Source organism: Paenibacillus sp. Soil787, assembly GCF_001429545.1.
GTDB lineage: Bacteria > Bacillota > Bacilli > Paenibacillales > NBRC-103111 > Paenibacillus_E.
Map to the genome: position 1 here is coordinate 16,750 of NZ_LMSP01000009.1, position 23,225 is coordinate 39,974.

The 23,225-nt window shown below is 46.4% G+C and carries 26 protein-coding genes and 1 pseudogene; 13 read left to right on the top strand and 14 right to left on the bottom strand.

Features of this window, described 5'->3' with window-relative positions; genetic code table 11:
• Window positions 1-23: 23 nt before the first annotated feature.
• The gene (locus ASG93_RS10795; protein ID WP_056831732.1) at window positions 24-791 is read right to left on the bottom strand and encodes a gluconate 2-dehydrogenase subunit 3 family protein; all 768 of its coding nucleotides are present in this window, start codon (window positions 789-791) and stop codon (window positions 24-26) included.
• A 147-nt stretch (window positions 792-938) separates the two neighbouring features.
• Between ASG93_RS10795 and ASG93_RS10800 the strand changes: the two genes are divergently transcribed.
• Window positions 939-1,313 (top strand): c-type cytochrome, encoded by a 375-nt coding sequence (locus tag ASG93_RS10800; RefSeq protein WP_056831735.1) that lies wholly within the window; start codon window positions 939-941, stop codon window positions 1,311-1,313.
• 46 nt (window positions 1,314-1,359) lie between these two features.
• On the opposite strand, the gene ASG93_RS10805 is transcribed toward ASG93_RS10800, so the two are convergent.
• The 3 genes and pseudogenes from ASG93_RS10805 to ASG93_RS36285 all read right to left on the bottom strand — a co-directional run.
• Entirely contained in the window at window positions 1,360-3,123 is a 1,764-nt protein-coding gene (locus tag ASG93_RS10805) for a B12-binding domain-containing radical SAM protein (protein ID WP_056831737.1), read from the bottom strand.
• 92 nt (window positions 3,124-3,215) lie between these two features.
• A complete protein-coding gene (locus ASG93_RS10810; RefSeq protein WP_056831740.1) occupies window positions 3,216-3,440 on the bottom strand; it encodes a hypothetical protein in 225 nt (74 codons plus the stop codon).
• A gap of 475 nt (window positions 3,441-3,915) precedes the next feature.
• Window positions 3,916-4,084: pseudogene (locus tag ASG93_RS36285) on the bottom strand (FAD-dependent oxidoreductase); the annotation flags it as partial.
• A gap of 304 nt (window positions 4,085-4,388) precedes the next feature.
• Here ASG93_RS36285 and ASG93_RS10815 point away from each other — a divergent pair.
• Entirely contained in the window at window positions 4,389-5,399 is a 1,011-nt protein-coding gene (locus ASG93_RS10815; protein WP_082614844.1) for an RluA family pseudouridine synthase, read from the top strand.
• Window positions 5,400-5,420: 21 nt separating this feature from the next.
• On the top strand, window positions 5,421-6,377 hold the full coding sequence (locus ASG93_RS10820; RefSeq protein ID WP_056831742.1) for a D-2-hydroxyacid dehydrogenase: 957 nt from the start codon (window positions 5,421-5,423) through the stop codon (window positions 6,375-6,377).
• 649 nt (window positions 6,378-7,026) lie between these two features.
• Here ASG93_RS10820 and ASG93_RS10825 read toward each other — a convergent pair.
• Window positions 7,027-7,974, bottom strand: coding sequence for a 1,4-dihydroxy-6-naphthoate synthase (locus ASG93_RS10825; RefSeq protein WP_056831744.1), 948 nt, complete (start codon window positions 7,972-7,974; stop codon window positions 7,027-7,029).
• 1 nt (window position 7,975) lies between these two features.
• Window positions 7,976-8,614 (bottom strand): futalosine hydrolase, encoded by a 639-nt coding sequence (locus ASG93_RS10830; RefSeq protein WP_056831746.1) that lies wholly within the window; start codon window positions 8,612-8,614, stop codon window positions 7,976-7,978.
• A 199-nt stretch (window positions 8,615-8,813) separates the two neighbouring features.
• On the opposite strand from ASG93_RS10830, the gene ASG93_RS10835 reads away from it, so the two are divergent.
• Both ASG93_RS10835 and ASG93_RS35880 read left to right on the top strand, forming a co-directional pair.
• Window positions 8,814-9,428 carry a metalloregulator ArsR/SmtB family transcription factor gene (locus ASG93_RS10835; RefSeq protein ID WP_056831748.1) on the top strand — a complete coding sequence of 205 codons (615 nt, stop codon included), beginning with the start codon at window positions 8,814-8,816 and terminating at the stop codon, window positions 9,426-9,428.
• A 245-nt stretch (window positions 9,429-9,673) separates the two neighbouring features.
• Window positions 9,674-9,781: a sporulation protein YjcZ gene (locus ASG93_RS35880; protein ID WP_200984474.1), complete on the top strand. Its 108-nt coding sequence runs from the start codon at window positions 9,674-9,676 to the stop codon at window positions 9,779-9,781.
• Between the two features lie 62 nt (window positions 9,782-9,843).
• Here ASG93_RS35880 and ASG93_RS10840 read toward each other — a convergent pair whose 3' ends face one another.
• The gene (locus ASG93_RS10840; RefSeq protein WP_156410864.1) at window positions 9,844-11,112 is read right to left on the bottom strand and encodes a mannosyltransferase family protein; all 1,269 of its coding nucleotides are present in this window, start codon (window positions 11,110-11,112) and stop codon (window positions 9,844-9,846) included.
• A 203-nt stretch (window positions 11,113-11,315) separates the two neighbouring features.
• On the opposite strand from ASG93_RS10840, the gene ASG93_RS10845 reads away from it, so the two are divergent.
• The 7 genes from ASG93_RS10845 to ASG93_RS10875 all read left to right on the top strand — a co-directional run bounded on the left by ASG93_RS10845 (window position 11,316) and on the right by ASG93_RS10875 (window position 14,987).
• Window positions 11,316-12,323, top strand: coding sequence for a glycosyltransferase family 2 protein (locus tag ASG93_RS10845; RefSeq protein WP_056831751.1), 1,008 nt, complete (start codon window positions 11,316-11,318; stop codon window positions 12,321-12,323).
• 7 nt (window positions 12,324-12,330) lie between these two features.
• Window positions 12,331-12,777, top strand: coding sequence for a GtrA family protein (locus ASG93_RS10850; protein WP_235550815.1), 447 nt, complete (start codon window positions 12,331-12,333; stop codon window positions 12,775-12,777).
• A 20-nt stretch (window positions 12,778-12,797) separates the two neighbouring features.
• Window positions 12,798-13,091 (top strand): alpha/beta-type small acid-soluble spore protein, encoded by a 294-nt coding sequence (locus tag ASG93_RS10855; RefSeq protein ID WP_029199178.1) that lies wholly within the window; start codon window positions 12,798-12,800, stop codon window positions 13,089-13,091.
• Between the two features lie 99 nt (window positions 13,092-13,190).
• The gene (locus ASG93_RS10860) at window positions 13,191-13,634 is read left to right on the top strand and encodes an Hsp20/alpha crystallin family protein (protein WP_056831753.1); all 444 of its coding nucleotides are present in this window, start codon (window positions 13,191-13,193) and stop codon (window positions 13,632-13,634) included.
• Between the two features lie 177 nt (window positions 13,635-13,811).
• On the top strand, window positions 13,812-14,030 hold the full coding sequence (locus tag ASG93_RS10865; RefSeq protein WP_056831755.1) for a hypothetical protein: 219 nt from the start codon (window positions 13,812-13,814) through the stop codon (window positions 14,028-14,030).
• Window positions 14,031-14,038: 8 nt separating this feature from the next.
• Window positions 14,039-14,623 (top strand): hypothetical protein, encoded by a 585-nt coding sequence (locus ASG93_RS10870; protein WP_056831757.1) that lies wholly within the window; start codon window positions 14,039-14,041, stop codon window positions 14,621-14,623.
• Window positions 14,624-14,651: 28 nt separating this feature from the next.
• Window positions 14,652-14,987, top strand: a complete 336-nt coding sequence (locus ASG93_RS10875; RefSeq protein WP_063891851.1) for a hypothetical protein — start codon at window positions 14,652-14,654, stop codon at window positions 14,985-14,987.
• Between the two features lie 23 nt (window positions 14,988-15,010).
• Here ASG93_RS10875 and ASG93_RS10880 read toward each other — a convergent pair whose 3' ends face one another.
• The 7 genes from ASG93_RS10880 to ASG93_RS10910 all read right to left on the bottom strand — a co-directional run bounded on the left by ASG93_RS10880 (window position 15,011) and on the right by ASG93_RS10910 (window position 20,106).
• Window positions 15,011-15,271 (bottom strand): hypothetical protein, encoded by a 261-nt coding sequence (locus tag ASG93_RS10880; protein WP_056831759.1) that lies wholly within the window; start codon window positions 15,269-15,271, stop codon window positions 15,011-15,013.
• A 20-nt stretch (window positions 15,272-15,291) separates the two neighbouring features.
• Window positions 15,292-15,534 (bottom strand): spore germination protein, encoded by a 243-nt coding sequence (locus ASG93_RS10885; RefSeq protein ID WP_056831761.1) that lies wholly within the window; start codon window positions 15,532-15,534, stop codon window positions 15,292-15,294.
• Window positions 15,535-16,407: 873 nt separating this feature from the next.
• On the bottom strand, window positions 16,408-16,707 hold the full coding sequence (locus ASG93_RS10890) for a hypothetical protein (RefSeq protein WP_056831763.1): 300 nt from the start codon (window positions 16,705-16,707) through the stop codon (window positions 16,408-16,410).
• Between the two features lie 193 nt (window positions 16,708-16,900).
• Window positions 16,901-17,125, bottom strand: coding sequence for a DUF1128 domain-containing protein (locus tag ASG93_RS10895; RefSeq protein ID WP_056831766.1), 225 nt, complete (start codon window positions 17,123-17,125; stop codon window positions 16,901-16,903).
• 112 nt (window positions 17,126-17,237) lie between these two features.
• Window positions 17,238-17,879 (bottom strand): TetR/AcrR family transcriptional regulator, encoded by a 642-nt coding sequence (locus tag ASG93_RS10900; protein ID WP_056831768.1) that lies wholly within the window; start codon window positions 17,877-17,879, stop codon window positions 17,238-17,240.
• A 61-nt stretch (window positions 17,880-17,940) separates the two neighbouring features.
• A complete protein-coding gene (locus tag ASG93_RS10905; protein ID WP_056831926.1) occupies window positions 17,941-18,582 on the bottom strand; it encodes a YigZ family protein in 642 nt (213 codons plus the stop codon).
• Between the two features lie 168 nt (window positions 18,583-18,750).
• Window positions 18,751-20,106, bottom strand: a complete 1,356-nt coding sequence (locus tag ASG93_RS10910) for a glucose-6-phosphate isomerase (protein WP_056831928.1) — start codon at window positions 20,104-20,106, stop codon at window positions 18,751-18,753.
• 206 nt (window positions 20,107-20,312) lie between these two features.
• On the opposite strand from ASG93_RS10910, the gene ASG93_RS10915 reads away from it, so the two are divergent.
• Window positions 20,313-21,596 carry an NAD(P)-binding domain-containing protein gene (locus ASG93_RS10915; RefSeq protein WP_056831770.1) on the top strand — a complete coding sequence of 428 codons (1,284 nt, stop codon included), beginning with the start codon at window positions 20,313-20,315 and terminating at the stop codon, window positions 21,594-21,596.
• The last annotated feature ends 1,629 nt before the right edge of the window (window positions 21,597-23,225 follow it).

Genomic DNA, 23,225 nt, shown 5'->3' on the forward strand with positions numbered 1-23,225 from the left:
CCACTGTTTGTGTTTAATTTACTCTAATGTGCGAAATGATCATGCAAACTACGAGGGTTCATGACCACGAATTGATCCTTCTCCATAATGCTTGCGTAAGTCATCTGATTACCTGGATATTTACGCATTTTCCATCCCAACATGTCCTTGTTTCCTCCATATAGCGGATCAGAGTAAACGCCCTCCATAGTCAGCCTTAAGAACAGATTGAAGAACGTTTTGCCCGTTATTCCGTTAATGACCATGATCTCGCCTTTTTCCATGGAAGTCAGAATCGCGTCCTTTTCCTCCGGCGTCAAATCAACAAAGGATTTGGAATATTTGGTTTTACTGGCCTCTTCCATACTTTGAAGCCCCATTGTGAATAACTCGTGACGCTTGATGCTCTGGTAATCCCCTTGTGTCACTTCGCCTTTTACAAAAGGACCTGTCCGATATTCACGGTTATTCACACCCCATGGACTGGCCAATTGATGGTCAATATAAAAAGCGACGCCCAAATCTGTCGCTCCCGGTCCATTTTCATCTTTGGGAAAAATACGTTCTGCCGCGGCTTCCGTTAGCTGCAGCTGAGCTTGATTAAAAAACATAGGAGCTTGATTATAGTCAGCTGCAGCTTGCGGCGCAGTAGATGGAGCTGGTGAAGGAGCCGCCTGTTTGTTTCCAAATCTCCCCGAAAGCGCACTGCCGACTACGCCCCCCACGACAACACCGCCAATAGCCGTACCGGTATATTTCAAAAAACTGCGCCGTGAGTGATCCGGAGAACTTCCTTTATTATTGTCTGCCAATTTCTCATTCCTCCTTGGAGTTTTAGTATAAATTGGTTGTTATGGCTATGATGAACGTCTGGTTCATAAATTATTCCGATTGCATGAAAAGTAACAAAGACGGGAAATGTAGAGACAGAACTCAAATGAAGTAAAAGAAGGAGAATGATGCAGTTGAACAAATCATTTCTATGCCTCTTTCTATTGTTAGCCTTCTCCCTATCTGCCTGTGGGAAGAGCAACACGACACCTCCGGCAACAACGGGAACTCCAGCAGCAACAGGAACCCCCACAGCAACTACCAGCGGGGCAACAACCAAAGTCGATGCCCAGGCCGTATTTAAACAAACCTGCGTGAGCTGCCATGGCGTTAACCTAGAAGGCTCAGTAGGACCTAATTTACAAAAAGAAGGCAGCAAGCATACAAAGGACGAACTCGCAACGATTATATCGAATGGTAGAGGCGCAATGCCCAGCTTCAAAGGGAAGCTTACGGACGATGAAATCAGCTCTTTGGCTGTCTGGCTCGCAGACAAAAAATAATAGATACAAAAAAGCTTCGCTCTCCGAGAAGGAAAGCGAAGCTTTTTTATGTTGTCGCCATTTGATGCAGCGGCATGGTGTAATAGCTGGCCGGCTGCTGCGCGTCCGGCGGGAAGTGTACAACAAGCAGCTCTTTGCTGCTTTCGTCGATCTCTCCGCTCTGCAGATAAGTCTGCAAAGCGAAAGGCAGCACCTCAAGCATCGCGTGCTTGTGGAGATCTTTTTCGTTTATGCGGAGATGGTGGAAGTCTCCGCTCACGAGCTCAGGCTGCTCAGCCAGCAGCTTAAGGTAGGCGTTTTGTTCGGACTTCTCCAAGGTGAAGTCCCACCAGATTTTGCGCGGCTTATATTTATGGCCGAGGAAATAATCCAGTTTCATCAGGCCTTCTATGACGTGCATATTTTTGGTTTCACGATACATCAGGAAGTCGCGCAAGCGGGTAAACAGATCTTCTAGCTGATGCCCAATCTTCTGCCAACCGCGGCCTTCCCAGAAGTCGCCGAACTCTTGAAAGAAATCGAACGCAGAGGCGAATTCTTTGGCGATTAAATATTTGACCGTATGATCCATACGGTGCGCGTTCCAATATTTCTCGAGCACATCCTCCACCCGTTTGATGCGAATCAAATCAGTGAATGGCAGTATGTCATTGCCGAGAATCTCATATGGCGCGTGGTCCATATAGACGTAGCCGTATTTATGCGCGTCATTACGCATACCGGTGCCGCGCAGCATTTTCAGGAATCCGAGCTGCAGCTCTTCCGGACCTAGTTCAAAGACATCGTTAAACGTCTTGCGAAACGAGTTATAATCCTCTTCCGGCAATCCGGCAATAAGATCGAGATGCTGATCGATTTTCAGGCTATTTTTCACCTTAGATACCGTACGGCTCAGCTTGAAGAAGTTCTGCCTGCGCTGTACCAAATCATTAGTCGTATCATTCGTTGATTGAACACCGATCTCAAAGCGGAATGTGCCCGGAGGGGCATTCTCTGCTAGGTAATCGAGTACCTCTGGACGCATAATGTCTGCAGTAATCTCAAACTGGAACACGGTGCCGCGATGATTCGCAATGAGGAATTCAAAGATTTCCATCGCGTAATCACGCTTAATATTAAACGTCCGATCCACGAACTTGATTAGCTTCGCGCCGGAGTCGATTAAGTACAACAGGTCTGACTTGGTACGTTCCATATCAAAATACCGCACGCCGACCTCAATACTCGACAAGCAGAATTGACAGGAGAAGGGGCAGCCACGGCTCGTCTCGAAGTACACAACACGATTAGCCAGACTCGGCACATCCTCTGCAAAACGGTGCGGAGAAGGAATATCATCCAGCTTCAGCTTAGGTCTGCCTGGCATCAGTACGACTTCCTCGCCTTTGCGATAAGCCAGTCCATAAACAAAATGATATTTGCGAGTTGTCGAAATTTCCGTTAGCAGTTGGTGGAAAGTCTCTTCCCCTTCGCCCATCACAATGAAATCAACCTCTGGAATGCGATTCATCCAGTACTCAGTATCATAAGAAACTTCGGGGCCGCCAAGCATGATCAGGAGATCTGGCCGAATCTTTTTGATCATTTTAATAATCGTGATCGTTTCTTCAATGTTCCAAATATAACAAGAAAAACCCAGTACATCCGGGGCCTTTTGGTAGATGTCCGAAACGACGTTCATGACAGGGTCTTTAATCGTATATTCTGATATTTCAACGTCAAAATCCTTCTCGCAGAACGCTTTCAGATAGCGTAAGGCCAAGGAGGTATGGATGAATTTGGCATTAAGTGTGGATACAAGTACTTTCATTATCAAAAAACCTCGTTCTATTCTCGTTTATCGTACAATCTAATTCTACACGAAAACCGAGGAAATACAAAGGTAAGCCCTCCCAAAGAAGACTAAAGAACCATATCATCATCCAACTGAGGGTTCTCATAAGGGAACTGCAAATAGGACGCTTCCTGGATCGCATTTTTCCACCGTTCGGCATGGGAATACAGCTGATCTTCGACTTCTTGCATTCTTTGCTGCAATTCACCGGTATTTTCAGCAGGACCGCTTTGCAAAGCCTTTTGCAGGGTGGTGCGCTCTTCGAACCATTGCGTTAACTGATATAAAAGCATAAGGAATTCCCACCTTTTCTCATATGAAATGTTGCAGCATGTAAGTAGAAGTGTTCCCTTTTTTGGAGGTGGGCATACAGGCGAGTACTGCTGCAAGCTCGGATTCTCGTATTCTCAGCCTGCTTTACCGGCTTCGCTGCCGTTCACGCTTACTTTAAGCCGGTTTCCGAACAAGGAGACTCAAAAAAAACTACGACTGACCAATCGAGATGCAGCTGTTAAGTAAGGATATGGGTATGAAATCAACTTCAGCTTCATCTTTCATCGCTAAAGGACTGGAGCGACGTTAATCCCCGAAAATGAGTGAATTTGAAAATCTAATGGACTCGACAGCCCTTAATCTACTTCAAATTATGAAAATAAGATAGATGGAAACCGAATAGCGGCGCTGAAGTCCTTAAGCTCGGAATCATCGCTCCAAATAGGCAGTTAACGGCATTTAGGTCCGTTAAACGTATATTTCCGGTTGGTTTCATTAGCTGTGTGCGTTAATTTCCGCAGGCAAAATGCCATATTTAACAGCTGCTGCTGAATCGGCTGCTTGACCTGTTGCCATACAGCTTGGAGTGAAGGCGCGTTGTTGCGAGTGCTTCATGGGTCGTTGAGATACACCTCCCTGCGGTCAGCAGGTTCTCAATTTTTTGCGTAGTATTGACCAGTACTTCGTCGGCTTCAGGACCTAACACTTGATCTCGATTAATCGGCAGGTTCGCTTCTTTCCAGTGCTTGTAATAACCCAGAACACGGACAAAGGCAGACCAGCAATCGGCGTTTTTTATAAAATTCATTCATTTCATATTTCGCGCTGCTCAATGAACAAAACGACAGGAAAGTCACACGCTCTAGAAGATCTTGCCCATAGCGTTTCTTTTGCTTTTGCGAACGTGGTATATTGTAAGATAAATGATCTGACCGGAAGGTAAGCGATCGCAATAGGAGGTCTTTTTTATGCACAAGAAGCCAGGAAAGTTTCAAGGTCCAAATAAAAATCAGAACCAAAATCCCAAATTCAAACAGAATAAGAGTCAGGGCCAGAATCCTGCTCCGTCCAATGGAAGCCAAGAGATGAGCACTCGCCAGTACACCGTCAAGGAGTCCTCTGAGCTACTTCCTTTTTTAATAGAAAAGCTTTCGAGTTTGGGCCGGAATTCGGTTAAAGCTATACTTGCCCGTGGACAAGTCGCAGTGAATGGCAAAGCCGTAACAGCTTACAACTATCCCTTGCAGCCAGAGCAAACGGTCACCATTAACAAGGATAAAATCGTAGAAGATATCCCGCTCGCTGGCATGAGTATTTTGCATGAAGATGAAGATGTAATTGTCATTCAAAAGGATGCCGGGCTATTATCCATCGCCACTAATACGAAAGAAAATGAGATCACGGCCTATCGCCAGCTCACAGCACATGTTCGAAATCACGATCCGAAGGCTCGAATTTTCGTGGTACATAGACTGGATCGAGACACATCCGGCGTGATGATGTTTGCCAAAAACGAGAACGCTCAGCAACACCTACAGAACACTTGGCAGGAGAGTATCAAGGAACGCACTTATGTTGCCTTGGTTGAAGGCATGGTGAAGAAGCCCGAAGGGACTATTTCCTCATGGCTCAAAGAGCATACGAAGTCGCTTAAAATGTTTTCGACGCCGTATCCGAATGATGGACAGCACGCAGTTACGCATTATAAAACGCTGCAAGCGAACCGGAGCTTTTCGCTGTTAGAGGTTAATCTCGAAACCGGCCGCAAAAATCAAATTCGCGTTCATATGCAGGACATCGGCCACCCTGTTGTTGGCGATAAGAAATATGGTTCAAAAACAAAGGAAATCGGCCGACTTGGGCTTCATGCGCGTGTGCTTGCCTTTTTGCATCCGACAACGGGTCAGCTGCTGCGATTTGAGACGCATATTCCGAAGTTGTTTTTGAATCCGTTTAAAGAGTTGCCTGCGAAGAAATAATGGCTTGGGGAGCGATAAGAGATGCAAATCGTTGTACTTGATGGCTACACACTAAATCCCGGCGATCTGGACTGGAGCGAATTAGATTCACTCGGCAAGCTTGTTGTCTATGATCGAACTGCTGAGTCGCAAATCATTGAGCGCGCTGCTGACGCGGAGATTGTGTTGACGAATAAAACTCCGCTTTCCGCTGAAATGCTGCAGCAGCTGCCTAAGCTTCGCTATATTGGCGTACTCGCGACCGGATACAATATCGTTGATATTCAGGCAGCCAAGGAAAATGGCACCATTGTTGCTAACGTCCCAGCTTACAGCACGCATTCTGTTGCTCAGCTGGTTTTTGCTTTGTTATTGGAGTTTTGCCATCGGGTGCAGCAGCATAGTGACAGCGTGCTTAATGGGGATTGGTCTGGGTCCATTGATTTCAGCTACAGCCGGTCTCCGCTCGTCGAATTAAGCGGCAAAACCTTAGGACTGATTGGCCTGGGACAAATCGGCAAACAAACCGCGTTGATTGCGCAGGCAATGGGGATGAAGGTTATAGCATCTGGCAGCGGAAGGAATGTCCCTCAACCAATTGAGGGGATCGAGTGGGTGCAAATCGACGAGCTGCTCCAGCGCTCTGATGTCATTAGTCTCCACTGTCCGCTGACACCGGCAACGAATCAACTGATAGATGCTAAACGGATAGCTCAGATGAAATCGACGGCTATTTTAATCAATACAGCACGAGGCGGTCTTCTTAATGAGGAAGATGTAGCTCATGCTTTGAACGAAGGCAGACTAGCAGGCGCAGGACTCGACGTGCTGACCGTAGAGCCACCTCGGCCGGATAATCCTTTGCTGCATGCGACAAATGTGATCATTACCCCGCATATTGCGTGGGCTACAAAAGAAGCAAGAGCTAGACTGATGGATACGGCGATTGGTAATGTGCGCGCTTATCTAGATGGGCGTCCGGTGAATGTGGTTGGGTAGTGGAAGTGAGTGAGTGAGTGAGTGAGTGAGTGAGTGAGTGAGTGAGTGAGTGAGTGAGTGAGTGAGTGAGTGAGTGAGTGAGTGAGTGAGTGAGTGAGAATTCTGGGAATCTTACCTTGCATCCCAGTTGTGAAGTGAATTTAGTGATGTTTTACATCGCTAACTGAGCTCATTTCCTCTTCATGCACACTTTAGCGATGAAAAACAGGCTGTCTAATTATTGTGAACAGTTTTGACGTGAACGGACACATGCAGAGAATGTATATGAATTTTCGAATATATTTAAAGGATTAAACCTAAGATCGCGTTTTGTGTATGAAATTTCGAATAGAATCGACTGATTCGATGTGTACGCCGCTCATTATGTATGATTTATCATATACATGTTATGGTCTTCCTCAGATTTCCGAAGTTATGTACAATTAATCGACAGCCTCAAAAACATCACTACAGGACTTGAATGGCGTAAAACGGCTAGTCTAGCCAGCTCGCGCGTCCCGCAAAATTCTTAAGGAAGAAAAGACCACTGTGATAGGGTTCGCTCCCTAAACAGTGGTCTTCTCTATGTTCAGAACTATGCGGCTGCGGTATCCACAGCCTCGTTAACTTGCCGCTTAAGTGTTAGCTCACTTAAGCGGTTTTTCAATTTTTATTTCAGCAAGGCCGCATAATCCATCTGCGGCACAAGCCCTTCTTCGGCTGCCCGCTGGAGCAAGGTCAAGACGGCGCCATAGCCGCTCTCTCCTAGATCAGCGGTGAACTCGTTCACGTACAGGTCGATGTGCGCCTTAGCGACCTGCGGGTCCATCTCCTGCGCGTGCTGCATGACGTAGTCGCGCGATGCTTCCGGATGCGCCCACGCGTATTCGACCGAGGCGCGGGTCCAGCCCGCAAGCGCCTCAAGATCCATGGAGCGCCGTGCAATGATGGCGCCAAGTGGGATCGGCAGGTTGGTGTCCGACTCCCACCAACTGCCCAGATCTGTGAGAAGCGCTAACCCGTAAGACGGGTAAGTGAAGCGCGCTTCATGAATGACGAGGCCGGCATCGATGAGGCCATCCCGCACGGCGGGCATGATCTCGTGGAACGGCATGACCACGATTTCTCCAACGCCGCCCGGAACGTTCTGTGCCGCCCAAAGGCGGAACAGTAAGTACGCGGTCGAGCGCTCGCTCGGCACAGCGACCCGGCGGCCGCTGAGCATAGCCGGGTCTGGCGTTGTTCCCGCTGTTCCCGTTGTTCCCGCTGTTCCCGCTGTTCTCGCCGTACCCGTTGTTCCCGCCGTTCCTGTAATCCCCGCTATTCCCTCTGCTCCCGCCATTCCCTCAATGCCGCTGTTCTTAGTCAGCACCAGCGGTCCGCAGCCTCTGCCCAAGGCGCCTCCGCAGGGCAGCAGGGCGTAGTCCTTCAGCACCCAAGGCAGTGCTGCGTAAGAGATCTTGAGGACATCCGGCCCGCTGCCTTCAGCAGCCAGCTTGTTGGTAATATCGATGTCGGCATATAAGACATCCAACTCGGGGGCACCTGGGATTAACCCATGCGCCCAAGCATGGAAAACAAATGTATCGTTCGGACATGGTGAGTACGCGATCTTCATATTAAAGCACCTCCGCTAGGACTGAACTTGCTGCTTCTAAAGCCTTCAAGGCATCGCCGATACGCCAAGCGTCTCGGTCGCGAGGACCGATAGCGTTGGAGATCGCGCGGATCTCCAGCACAGGCACGCCGCGCTGCTGCGCAGCTGTCGCAATGCCGAAGCCTTCCATGGCTTCGGCAGCGGCTCCAGGCACGCGCGCAGCCAGCTTGGCCGCTGTCGCTGCCGTCCCGGTGGCCGTTGCCACCGTGAGCACTGGCGCCATCTGCGCCTGCAGACCAGCGGCTAACAACGCCGCCGTCACTCGCTCGGCTGCATCTGCGGCAACACCAACGCGCGTCGAGCCGAAACCAAGCTCATCCAAACTGCTGAAGCCATCCAGCAGCTCCACGCCAAGGTCAGCGGCGATGATCTCGCTTGACACAACGAGCGAGCCTACCTCCGCTCGCCCTACAAATCCGCCGGCAATACCGGCGATTACAACCAAATCATATTCAGCCTTTGCTAGCTCTATCGCTCCGTTCACTGCTGCCGCGACAAGACCAATGCCAGCTAAGGCAAATTCAAACCTGCTGTCGCGGCCAAGGCCGCGCTGAACTGCATCTCTTTCAGGAGCTACAGCTGTCATTACAAGTACACGCATCGTTGTTCCAATCCCCTTTTATGATCAATAACCATTCTTATATACGATTATTTTACATGACCATGATCAAATAGGAAACTTTCGAGGAATGACCAAACTTTCTTGAACGATCCATTGTATTGACAATCTCATCTAATTTAAATATTATCTAATTAGATATATATCAAATTAGAAACGTTTTTAAGGAGGTGCACCCGCCATGCAATTAGATAAAATCATTACCTATCATAAAGCCCTCGCCGACACAACGCGTATACGCATGCTCATTTTACTAGCCGATGGAGAGCTGAACGGCCAAGTTCTTGCCGAGAAACTGGGAGTTACCCCAGCAACGATTACCCATCACGCCTCCAAGCTTCGCGAGGCCAGCCTCATCAATGAGCGTAGAGACAAGAACACGATTTACTTCACTTTAAATGAGTATTTCATTCGCAGTAATGCCACCGCGACGGCTGATCTCATATTCAAAAATAAGAAGGGAGAGACAGAACCTATGAATGATGAAGACCTTAAAGATCGTAATCAGAACCTCAAGCAATCTGTCATTCGAAACTTTATAACCTTAGATGGGAAACTCAAGCATATTCCTGCTCAGCTCAAGAAAAAACTTATCGTCCTAGAACATTTAGTCGAACAGCTTGAGAAAGGACGCTCCTACACAGAGAAGGAACTGAATGCATTTATTAAGAACTACCATCCTGATTTCGCAACGATTCGACGAGAATTCATTATGCACCAGTTCATGTTTCGCGAGAACGAGATATACGAACTCAATCCAGTTGAGATGTGGGCCAAATGGGAAAACTTATCCTAATTCAGCATGGATCTGTCTAAAAAAAGGACGATTCCCAGTCGATTATACGACCTAAGAACTCGTCCTTGCCTTCATATCCTTATCCTTTTAAAAGAAACGTATTACCATCCTCATCGTAAAATGTGGCAAAAGTTCCCCACTGCATCATGGACACGTTACCTAATTTAAATATCAGAATCGGGACATTCATCCAAGCGCCCTCTAGTTGAATGACATATAGTAATCTTGTGAAGGGAGGGATTGACATGAGTTATGGTTGCGGTCCTGCTGTACCTTATACTGGAACAGCTGTAGTCCTCGTTTTATACATCCTCTTGGTTATCGTTCTTAGTACTTTCGGATTTGGATGGTAATGAAGTAATAAGCGGCTGGGACGATGATTTCACGTTCCGGCCGCTTTGTTATTCAACCCTGTTTAGATCACAAAATAATACCCATTAAAAAAGCCAATCGTCACGAAAACCTGTAGAATCATAAACAGCATCATAAAGAAAACCCGGGCATTTTCCCACTTTTCAGTTAACCTAACTAAGTAGAAATAAAGCGGTATACTCACCATCATATAGCGTACGACGCTTACGAGAAATAAGGGTTGACTTGAAAATGGGATGACGATTAGCAGCAAGCCATAAACGAAAAATAGCAGCTCATGCTTATTTGTCAAAAGCTTTTTCAAGTGAACAATGAGGTAACTCAAAAATACGACAAACACAGCCGTCGATACAGTAAAAGCAATGAAGCCGTTATCCCAGCCATCAGGTGTGGAGAAGTAAGGCTTTCTCAAATAACCAACATAATTGATAAATGGTATTGTTGTGTACCGGAACCAGTGCAAGCTCTGCTCATGAAAAGGAGCCAAGAAATCACCGGTAATGATTTTCATATGTAGAAGATAAATTCCCATTGGGATAAGGGATAAAAAGCTATACAACGACCATTTCAGATAGCGCCAGGTCCATGTGAACCCTTCGTCCATAAACACGGTACCCATCACAAATGCAAGGTTGATAAACCCAGGTACCCTGGTTACGGTGGATAAGCTGGCAGCTATAAAGGCGAGTGCATACTTTCGGCTGCCTGCATAATAGATGGAGGCTGCCGAGAGCAGCAGAAATAGACTCTCTGTGTACGGTAGGGTATAGTAAAGCGACGATGGGTAAATCACAATTAATAACAGTACGGTTCCTGCCTGACGCTCACTGAGTCCCCGCTGCAGGGCAATAAAATAAATATAAATTAAAGCTCCGAGCAAACATAGATTCGAAATAATCATACCGACTATCGCAGGTTCGAACCAAAATATTTTACCAAGCAAGAAAATAAGCAGCGGAAACAATGGGAAGAAAACCCAACTAGCAGCTGTGTGTGGTTCGTCCATCCGGACCTTATCATAGCCTTGGGTGGCAATTTTTAAATAGGAATACGTATCAAACTTGATAAAATCCTCTAATTTCACCTTCTCCGTAGAAGCTAGTTCTCCAGGGAATTTCAGCGTCCACTTGGATAAGGTGCCGGGCACATTCTGCATATACACTGGTACCTCAGACGATTTACTGAACAAATTCATCCCGATATAGCCAGTAAATAGCATGAGTGCCCGAGAAATAAGGACAAGCAAGACAATCGACAGTATCACATTGACCTTCCCTCTTTGTGGCGTTTTCTCTTGCCGTGGTTCCATCATCCATCTCTCCTATCCGAACATCATATTTCTTTTCTGTAAATTTACCTGATTCGTCCTAAATTACCAAGTTAAGGATTCGTAAAGCCCTTATTAATATGGACGTTGATTGGTTAAAAATGTTTAATTTTCGTTAAAAAATTAATATTTTACATACATTACGATATAATGAAAGCCATATATCATCCTTTAATCCCCTTAGCAGAATGGAGACGAGTATTGTGGTTTATCCCGTTTTGACCATTGTGGTCCCCTGTTATAACGAAGAAGAGGTACTCCCAGAAACGGTATTCCAGCTTACCAGCGTGTTACAAACTCTCATCTCTGATAAACTAATTGCCGCCACAAGCACAGTGCTGTTTGTCGACGATGGCAGCAAGGATGCCACTTGGACGCTTATTGAGCGCTTCCACGCTTCGAGTCCCTTTATTACTGGGCTTAAGCTCGCGAAAAATGCTGGGCATCAAAGCGCTTTGCTTGCCGGGCTTATGAAAGCCAAGTCCTATTCGGACTGCGTCGTTTCCATTGATGCCGATCTGCAAGATGACACGAATGTTATTCGCGAGTTTATCGTCAAATTCCATGAAGGATACGATATCGTTTACGGCATCCGACAGGATCGCTCAGCGGATACGTTTTTCAAACGGGTTACGGCCCAAGGTTTTTATAAGCTAATGACATCGCTTGGTGTGAAAATTCATTACAATCATGCCGATTTCCGCTTAATGAGTAAGCGTACCCTCGAAAATTTGGAGAAATTTCAAGAGGTCAATTTATTTCTGCGCGGCATGGTGCCTCTACTCGGCTTCCCATCCACTCAGGTCTATTACGACCGTAAAGAACGTTTTGCCGGAGAATCCAAATATCCGCTTCGCAAAATGCTCGCATTCGCCTTCGATGGCATCACATCGTTCAGTGTAACCCCCATTCGCTTCGTCACCATGATGGGTTTCCTCCTATTCGCACTCAGTGTCGTTGCCGGTTTATACGCAATTGTAGGCAAAATCCTCGGAGAGAACGTTACCGGTTGGACATCGCTTATTCTTTCAGTTTGGTTCATTGGCGGCGTTCAGCTTCTCGCTCTCGGCTTAATTGGTGAGTACATAGGTAAAATATATAAAGAGGTGAAGCAGCGTCCGCTTTTCGTCATCGAGAAAGATTTGACATCAGCTGGACAGGATCAAGAAGCGGTCCGTACGCTATCCACTCGGTGAGCATACGATGAACCGGATAAAAGCTTTGATGACTAGCAGCTTCGCGCGCTTCTTACTTGTCGGCCTGTTCAATACGTTGGTTGGTCTTTCAGCCAGCTTTGCTTTCTTTAATCTGTTTCATCTCAATTATTGGATATCTACTTTCGCAGGAAATACCCTAGGCGCTATTGTTAGCTACACGCTGAATCGTACATTTACGTTTCGTTCCAATGTTAGCGTCGGCAGCAGTTGGTGGAAATTTGCTGTTGTAATTTTGAGCTGTTATGGCCTCTCTTATGGTTTAAGTTGGGCGCTTGCTGAAGCGGCAGGATCTGTCGTGCCATCCGTGCGGGCAGATTGGCTGCATAATGCTGCCATTTTGGTTGGGAATGGCTTGTATACGATTGGAAATTATTTGGGACATAAATATTTTACATTCCGAACTCATGGCACGGACAACCCTGGGGCATCCTAATCACCAAGAGGTGATGCCTAATGGCACGAAGAAGAAGCAACCGGGCCATCGTGCCCGGATCAGAACACGGCCTTGGACTGCTCAAGGCGCAAGTCATGAAGAATCAGGGGTATAATGTCAACCCAGAACGACCTGATCTCGTCAAATACGAAGTAGCCCGAACGCTTGGCGTTCCCCTTCAGCAAGGCTACAACGGGCAGCTTAGCTCGGAAGACGCGGGCAAGGTCGGCGGTCCGATTGGTGGGGCCATGGTGCGTGAGCTCGTGCGCATGGCGCAGCAGCAGCTCGCTAATCAGCGGCCGCCGCAGCGATAGGTTCATGAGAGAAGCCATATTCCGCCGCGGGTGTACATAAACTAGTAGCAAGCTGCTCGCAGCGCTACTTTCTATGTAGAAGTCAGGTGATGATGGCCGATGAATCCCCCAGGCAACCGAACGCCTAAGCCCGATTGGAAAGGGCTGTCGGCGCAAGCCGGCGATGTGCTGGGCCCCGAATTCTGGCAGGATATTGCCAGTATCATCCCGCTAACCGGGCCAAGAGTTGATATGTATGAGACACCACAGGAACTCGTTGTTGTGGCTGAAGTTCCCGGATTGTCTTCACCCGAGCACATTCAGCTTTCTTTCCGTGACCAATCCCTGCTTATGCGCGGCATGCTCGTACGGCCCTACCAAGTACTCGATGAGCAAATGCGGTTGTCCGAGCGGTACTTCGGTGCATTCGAGAGAGTTTTCCGCCTGCCCGGTAACGCTATGACCGCTCAAATGCGGGCGCAGTATCACAACGGTTTGCTCATCATTCGAATCCCGCTTGCTCCTTCGGATGGAGAGAAAGTTATCCCTATACAGTTCACGTAATGAGCACACTGATACCAAATAAAGATTACCTTCTAACCGGCCTTATTGGCCGACTGGTTGGTAATCTTTTTCAGTAGATAAGAAAATTAATCTTTAGCAAAAAGAGAAATGATTCTCCCTTTGTCCCCATATAAATAAAAGAGAGCGTTCGGAAATGCAGGATTGGAGGGATAAACTGTGGTGCGCATACAATTTCAATCTATTCATATTGATGGAATCGCGGAAACATCCAGCGTGAATAAAGGTACGAATCGGATCATCGGTAGGCGTCATTCCGAGAAGATTAATCAGGGGCTCGGGGAAATAAGCGGGGAGCACAATGTTATTCTGGGTGGCAAGCATACTGTCCAAGATGGCGACACCTTTGATGTTAAACCATCTACACGGAAGAGCTGAGATTCCTTATGTGGTTTCAAAAAAAGAAAACGTCCCCGCCCAAAACGCAGCCAACTACAGCAACAGCTGATGCGAAAGTATCATCTCCAGCTAGAACTGAAGCTGGTTCTGGAGCTAAATCAGAAGCTAGATCCGAGGCTAGATCCGAGGCTAGATCAGAGGCTAGATCCGAAGCTAAATCCGAAGCTAGAACTGCAGCCATATCTCACGTTCATGATCAACATGTTCAGCAATTAGAACGGCGTCTTCGCAAATTGGAAGAAGAATTAGCTGATCTTACTGCCAAACACCCGAAGATACATATAGATACCTTGCATATTCATCAACCCGTTTTAGAAAACTTAACCTTTCGGCTGGATCAACTCGATATCAAGGAACTGAGCGGTTCTTTGAATTTAGGCAACAATTTCGGTGCCAAGCCAAGTGAAAAAAGTGCACCGGTTGATGAAGCTTTTAAACGTGCTCAAGTGTCAAAAGAAAGTAAAGCCGCCGGCTCTCGTACAGCTGCTGAAGGTGTAGATGCTGCTTCACAAGCTGCTGCCGCTCCGAAAACAGAACGAACCTCGACCGGCTATAAATACACAAAATCATAGAGAGAGGTGATATAAGGTGTCCTCCTTCATGTCCCCAACGTTCATTATCGGCTCAATCCGCATCGGATCGGTACAAAGCGCGTCCTGCCTCAATATGGGCAATAATTGGCCGACCGATTTTCAAAGCAATCAGAAAACGGTCCAGGGCTTTGGCGCTGTCGAAGGCGACAACAATCAGTTAGTCGGAACTCGTTCTATGCTGAGCGACTCCGATTTTCTTGATATGCTCAATATCGGCGATAACGAAACGCCCGATTGGCTGCAGGACATGATTACTAGCCAAGCTCAGGCATCCGGCTACACCCCTGCTCCCGCCAGCCCGCAGGCGGAACATACGACAAATGCTCCGCAAACTGCTGATTGAAGCAGCTGCGGAGCATTCTTTTTTTATACACGGCCGATGATCAAGTCCCCTTTGGTATAAGGTGCATCGATGATGTCATTATCGTAAACCGTGTTGATATTATAAAGCACATAATTATGATCACCGTCTATTTCTCCAAGGCCGTTGTTCGTTTTCCCGCTTGTAGACCAATTCACTTGTGTATTTGTGCCAATAAAAATACCGGATGCATCGGATATGGAATTAACATGGATAGAATCAAATTCAATGAGCGGCGGCTCTAGCGGGCACGGTAATTTCAGCACGACATTCACCCACCATTCAACTATGCCTGATTAGTAACAGCTGGTTTAAAGTCCTGATCATTAATTGGTGCATCAATAAAGTCGTTGTCATAGATGAAATTAACAATATTGGCGGAGACGGCATTTCCGATCCATTGACCGGTCCCGTAATTGTTCTTGCTGTGTGAATCCCAGCTGGATTGCGCATTCTCACCGATCCCGACGGTGGCATTCGTATTTTGACTGTTTATATTAATCATGTTAAAAACGATGGAACTCGGCACACTGCTCACTCCCTGTATTTGGATAACTACCAGCTTCATTGCCCAGCTTGAGGGACTTGGGCCGGAGACTTGTATGTTAGCCTATTCATCCAGAGCCGGATTGGTGCCATAAACTTTAAGCTCTCTTGCAATCATAACTAGCTTTGCGAGTGTAACTACTCCGCGTTGACCACGCGATTATTGCAGAAGATTCATTCAGTATCCCTCCTCCCAACAGGAAGGCATGACTTCAAAATTCGATATTAGAGTCATATACAAAATTTCGTGCAGGTAGATGGGCTAAGGTGGTAAGCAATGTTGTAGTTTCTATAACAATTCACTCTCCTAAAAGCTATTTTTCATGATGAAGTTGCAGTTTGTACATCATTTTTAGTCGATTTGTTGCGAAATGGCTTTTTTAGGGCCTAATTGTTGTGCATTATGCAACACCGAAGGGAGAAATGCTGGATTTAGAGAACATTTGTTGCACATTCTACAACAGCGTTCAACCGAGAATAGGATTAGATTCAACAAGCAACCTCAAATATGTATTTATGACGATGGTTTCCGATTTAAGCCTCTTCAATGGTAAACGAGATTATCTGAACGGCCCACAATTACTGCGAAAGTGCAGGTATTTTTGCTAAAATCATTTAAAAAAAGGAAAAGCCTGCTATTCTGCAGGAATTTTAGCTTTTCCTTCCTGAAATCAAAAAAAGACCGCAAAAGCCTGCACTATTGCAGGAATGTACGAACAGGAGCTATTCGTAAGAAAAAAGCCTGCATTATTGCAGTATCACAACCACAGTTACTTCTTCTCCTTAAGCTCGCACAAACCAAAACATACAAATCTAAAAAAAAGAACCCTTTCCCCATTCGGGAAAGAGTCCTCCTTTACCAGAAGAATCCTGGACCGCCGAAGCCGCCATAAGGATAACCGCCATAACCAAAGCCAGGGCCGTATCCGAATCCACCATAAGCATAAGGTGCTGTACCAATTGCTAACAGATCAAACAAAACCAATGGAATAATGGCTTTTACTTGAACCTTTTTGCCTTTTTGTGGAGCAACAATCAACGTGTTACCGCTAATCCGCACCAATTTACCAGTTACTTGAGTTCCGTCTTTCTTAAGAGCCACGATATTTTTTCCGACCAATTTCCGAACGTCGTCTTTACGAATTTTGGATGCCACGAACGTCCACCTCCTTCAGCCAACAGTGATACATTACTCTACAGTGTACGGTTGTTTAGGTAACATCGCTTGGATAGCTGTCCATTCTCCTGTAAAAATACGCGGTTGCCCTCTCTTCTTATCTACGCAAAAAAAATTGCCGCATCTCCAGCCCTAAGGCCAAGATAACGACAATTTTATGGATAAAAAGTGCTTATGCTTTACGAATCTTACCAAGCTCTGTGGTAATCGCATCAATTTCGCTAATGCTGAAATTATTTTTGCTGACGACCAAGTCGTACAAGTCCTTCAAATCCTCATATACTTCTTGCTTGACGTTCGAGGCTTTAATCGACCCACCGGTAGCCATGCGAAGCTTTCTCTTAATTTCTTCAAACATATATTCCACGTTTTCTTCCGACCAAATGTTCAAATCCATAGATTTATGTTCTTCCTTCCTCTAAGCGCGTGTGCCACATTAAGGAGCAAGCTCCCCTTCTGTTATTCTAAAGCACTTATCGGATGTTGTAAAATGAAATCCACTTACTGATCTATGCAGATTCTGTATTGACGAGTGTCACAAGCGGACGCTGTTGTTCATAGGAATCTAAATCTAAGCTGACACAGATGAGACGGATATGCTCTTCAGCCAGTTTCCGCGTATCCTCATAGGATTGTTTAAACTGAATACAATACGAAATTAGGCCATGTAAGGACATAAACAAATTCCACGGAAGTGTAAACTTCCTGCTCTCGGCTCCCGGTTGGTCTGCCACCACTTGACGGATGACAATAGCAAACATTTCCAAGGATTGGGCTTGCTCGGTACGCGAATATTGCTGCAGTTCTGGCTCGTTAATCATGAACATCATTTCGTAATGATGTGGATTGTTCAAACCAAATCGCACGAACTCCATCATCAACTTTTGAAGCAGATTCACGCTAAACCCTTGCTCTCGAACAATCATTTCCCGCTGACGCTGTACTAATTCGGAGAAATCTTCCTTAATTAACGCATAAAACAGTTCAGCTTTCTCATTAAAATGGTAATATAACGCACCATGGCTGTACCCCATTGCTTTTGCGATGCTGCGCATCGTTAAAGCGCGATAGCCAAAAGTAGCGAATAATTCCCGCGCTTCCGCAAGTATTCGTTCTCTGCTAAGCTCTTGCGCGACTGCTTTCCTAGCCATTCCTATCCCTCCGCATCCTTAGCTTCTATGAAATTAGTTGTGCCTTGTAGCCCGAGCCTGCCTATTCCGGCAAGCTCTTATGAACCATGTATTCGTTCTCTCCTGCGATAACAACGCCTTGACCTTGTGTAAAATCTGTTGCCCAGTTGATAAATGCTTCCGCTGCCGCAGCCAAAGGATAACATGCCGCAGTCACTTTATCCGTAAACTGAATGTCCCCTAGGAGCATCCCCTGACTTCTTAGCTCGTTCTCGAGTTTGCCATACCACGTATAATCCACCTCAATCAGCACTTGCTGATGATTGACTTTATAAATTGGCTGTCCTGCTTCAATGCCTACCACGGCTCCATCCGTATAAGCCCGAATGAGTCCGCCCGCGCCAAGCATAATGCCGCCGAAATAACGGGTAACGACAACAACGATATTCTTAAGTCCTTGATGCTTAATCACTTCCAGAATCGGCTTTCCTGCTGTACCACTCGGTTCCCCGTCATCAGATTGCTTCTGAATTTGATCCCTTTCTCCGATGACATAAGCACTGCAGTTATGGGTTGCCGACCTGTGTTCCTTCTTGATAGCTTCAATAAATAGGGTAGCTTCTTCTTCTGACTCTACCGGTTTGGCATGACCGATGAAACGCGACTTCTTGATGATGATTTCCGACGATCCGTACGATTGGATAGTTTTGAAATGTGCTAGCATAGCCGACCTTTCTTGGTAGAAGGAATCATCTGTTTCATTATATTCTACACACATCCTTTGACTTCGACAATATAGAAAGAAAATTTACCACATAAATAATGGAAATTATCCATGGAAAAAACGACCAATCCGATAGGATTGATCGTTTTTCTGTCTGACATACATGAATTAGTTCTGCAAGCGTGCTTCCAGCTCGGCTTTTTCCTTCTCATAACCCGGTTTGCCTAAGAGGGCAAACATGTTCTTTTTATAAGCTTCAACACCTGGTTGGTCAAAAGGATTCACACCCATCAGGTAACCGCTGATACCGCATGCTTTTTCGAAGAAATACACCATATATCCGAAGGAGTAAGGCGTCATATCTGGCAGCGTTACGATCAGGTTCGGTACGTTACCGTCCGTGTGAGCAAGCATCGTACCTTGGAAAGCTTTCTTATTCACGAAATCCATCGTTTTCCCGCTCAGGAAGTTGAGTCCGTCCAAATCGTCAGGATCCGTGCCAATTGTAATATGATCAGCCACTTGATCCACTTGAATGACTGTTTCAAACAGAATCCGGTTGCCATCTTGAACGAACTGACCCATGGAGTGCAGATCCGTCGAGAAGTCTACCGATGCTGGATAAATACCTTTGTAATCTTTGCCTTCGCTTTCACCGAACAGCTGCTTCCACCATTCCGATACGAAATGCAGGGAAGGCTCGTAATTGACGAGAATTTCGATCGTTTTCCCTTTGCGGTAGAGCGAATTTCGAACAGCAGCATATTGATAAGCCTGATTCTCACTCAATTTCGGATTAGAGAATTCATGCTGCGCATCCGCCGCGCCTTTCATAATCGCTTCCACATCAATGCCTGCTGCCGCGATTGGCAATAAACCAACAGCTGTTAGTACCGAATAACGTCCGCCTACATCATCTGGAATGACAAAAGTTTCGTAGCCTTCTGCTGTTGCGAGTGTTTTGAGAGCACCCTTCTCTTGATCCGTTGTAGCGTAGATACGTTTGCGCGCAGCTTCTTTGCCATATTTCTTCTCTAACAATTCACGGAAAATACGGAAAGCAATCGCTGGCTCTGTTGTCGTACCGGACTTCGAGATCACATTCACAGAGAAATCTTTGCCTTCAAGCAGTTGAAGCAAATGCGTAACATAGGTAGAGCTGATGTTATTTCCCACGAAATAAATCTCAGGCGTCTTACGTTTATCTTTTGGCAAAATATTATAGAAAGAATGAGACAACATTTCCAGCGCCGCGCGCGCGCCTAAATAGGAACCACCGATACCGATAACAACTAACGCTTCGGAGTCGGATTGAATTTGTTTAGCGGAAGCCTGAATACGAGCAAACTCTTCACGATTATAATTCTCAGGAAGATCAACCCATCCTAAATAATCGGAACCTGCACCCGTTTTGTTATGCAGCTGTTCATGTGCAAGCTCTACTTGAGCCGCCAAATAATCAACCTCATGCTGGGATAAAAAGGATAGTGCTTTACTGTAATCAAATTGTAGTTTCTTACTCACTATGATCGCCTCCATCTCTATTTTTTTCCTTTTCTTAGCATACTTATTTGCCTGTCCAAAAGCAAGTAAGCGATCCTATATTGAATGATATTGGAGCGATGAGGGATCGCGTAAGCGGAGAGACTTTGGTCTCCGAACAAAGATCCCTATAAAGTAATTCACAGGTTATAATTGCCATGATAAAATGATTCTAGAGGTGAAGGATCATGAAACGTATCGGCTTTATTGGACTTGGCACTATGGGCAAACCCATGGCTGCTAACCTTATACAAAAAGGTTTTATGGTAACCGTATATAATCGGACTGCTGAAAAAGCGGACGAGCTGGCCCATCTTGGTGCCGAAGTGGGTTTGACGCCTGCTGAAGTAGCTCGCAGTTCGGATGTTTTAATTACAATGCTTAGCAATGACGCTTCACTGTTAGAAACGTTCTACAGTGAGCAGGGCATTCTGAGTGGCATTCATCCCGCTCTGACGATTATTGACTCCAGTACCGTAGCCCCGCAAACAAGTCAAAAGCTGGCTGAGGAGCTCGCGGCACATTTCGTCGACTTCCTCGACGCGCCTGTCACAGGCAGTAAACCTGCTGCCGAAGCAGGCACGCTTACTTTCATGGTCGGCGGCAGCCAAGAAGTGTTCGACGAGCATCAAGATGTATTCCTCGCACTTGGCAGCAAAGCACTTTACCTCGGGCCGAGCGGCTCCGGTTCGTACGCCAAGCTTGCCCACAACACGATGGTGGGCATTAATTTAGCCGGCTTAGCCGAAGGCTTATCGATTGCAACTAAAGCAGGGGTGAACCCTGCTCAATTCTTAGAGATTGTTCGCTCCGGCGGAGCAAACAGCAAAATGGTTGAACTGAAAGGCGATAAGATTATCGATCGCGATTTCAGCAACCAATTCTCCCTGAAGCTGATGCTGAAGGATCTGCAGCTTGCGCAGGAAATTACGGGCAAGTTCCAACTGCCGACTCCCATGCTGCAGTCAGCTGCTAACTTATTCCAAATCGGCCTAAGCAAAGGCCTGGGTGAAGAAGATTTGAGCTCCGTCATTCAGTGTTACGAAGAATGGATGGGGCAGCAAGTCGTTCGACCTAGCGAGCCTGTCGTTGCTACAGAGAAGCCGGCTTCACCGCTTTCTGGCCGCGAACGCCGCCGGAACACGCGCGTGAAGCTGGACATTAGCCTGAAGCTGTCCATTTACCAATGGGAGCAGGAAGGTTCCTTCTCCGGCCAAAACATCGACGGCACCCTCTTCGACTTGTCCGAGAGCGGACTGCAGATCACATCTGCCGCCCCACTTGCGCCGGACATGTTCATCGTCATCCACTTCCCGCAGGAAGCGGAGCTCCCGCCCATCACCGCTCGCGTGATTCGCATCGAGCCTGACGGCCGCAGCTTCCGTTATGGCTGCATGCTGTCAGCTTTGCCGCCTTATGTACGGATCAAGCTGGAGCAGTATATTGAGGATCATATTGCTTATGCGATGTAGGAGAACCTTTTAAAAGAAACCCTTAGAGAAATAGTGATTATTCATTAAAGAAATAGTGATGATACATTAAAGCAATAGTGATATAGGTTTACGCGACGCGTGAAGAACATGCCGTCTTTCCCTTTTGGGAGAGGCGGTGTTTTTATTTTGCAGGGGAGGTGTTGAACTTCATTTAACTTCATTTAACTTCATTTCACTACTCATACCACGTTAACCAAACTGCACTGCAACACACTACACTTCACTTCACTTACCACGTTAGACCAAACTGCAATGCTACACACTACACTACACTTCACTTACCACGTTCGACCAAACTGCACTGCAACACACTACTCTTCACTTCACATACCACGTTAGACCACAACTGCAATGCTACACACTACACTACACTACACTTCACTACACTTCACTACACTACACTACACTACACATACCACGTTAGACCAAACTGCAATGCTACACATTACACTTCACTACACTACACTACACTACACTACACTACATTACACTACACCAGGCTAGCCCACACCACTGCTCAACTTAAAGTTGAACATAGCGAGAAAATAAGAAAAATCACTTTATAGTCGGAGGTTGGAATGATGGAGTTTGTAAAAGAGCATGAAAACTTTGTAAGATTCCATAAGGAGAAACGCTCAGGAGAGCGATTGCGCCGGTTAAAGGAGGGGCATGGTCATGCTGAAAAGCAATTTATGCAGCAAATCTGGTGGCCGCTCATTGGGCATTTTCACCATCTTCATCCCGAGTATGAAGTAAGAGATTTTCAAGACAACACAAGATTCGTTGACTTTGTATATCTCCGTCCGCCACATCGGATTTGTTTCGAGATCGACGGTTACGGTCCGCATGCTCGAGATGTTGACCGCTCTCGTTTCGGGGAAAACCTGATGCGGCAGAATCAGTTGATTTTGGACGGATGGAAGGTTTTTCGGTTCTCACTCGATGATATCACCCAGCATCCGCGACGCTGCCAACAAGTCGTCCTCAACATCATGGCGCGATGGTATGGCGATCAAGCTCAACTTATATCACTCACACATCGAGAAAAAGAAATCGCTCGGCTGGCTACGAGTACCACTGATCCACTAAAACCACAAGTAGTGGCTGAACATCTGGGCATCCGAGTTGAGCACGCACGGAAGTGGCTTCGCAGCCTGCACAGGAAAGGGATAATAAAGCCNCACTAAAACCACAAGTAGTGGCTGAACATCTGGGCATCCGAGTTGAGCACGCACGGAAGTGGCTTCGCAGCCTGCACAGGAAAGGGATAATAAAGCCAGCCAGCGGGGAGCAGAGAATTCGCTCATACATTCTGGATCCTGCAGGGCGGAAATTTTTCGTTTAGGCTATTTTTAGAGGAGGGGCGGCTGAAATTGGTTGGTGCTCCCACGGAAGCCAGAATAGAAGTCTTTTGGGACTTCTATTTATGCTAATTCGAGAGTTTAAGTGAAAATAGAAGCTTTTAAAGACTTCTATTTGTTAAAAAAGCGGTACCAAATTGGAATATTGGTGTAAATAAGAGTCTTTGGAGACTTCTATTTACCTCCAGTGAAGAGAAAATGCCAAAATAAGAGTCCCTAGGGACTCTTATTTTGGTTCGAGATGAAG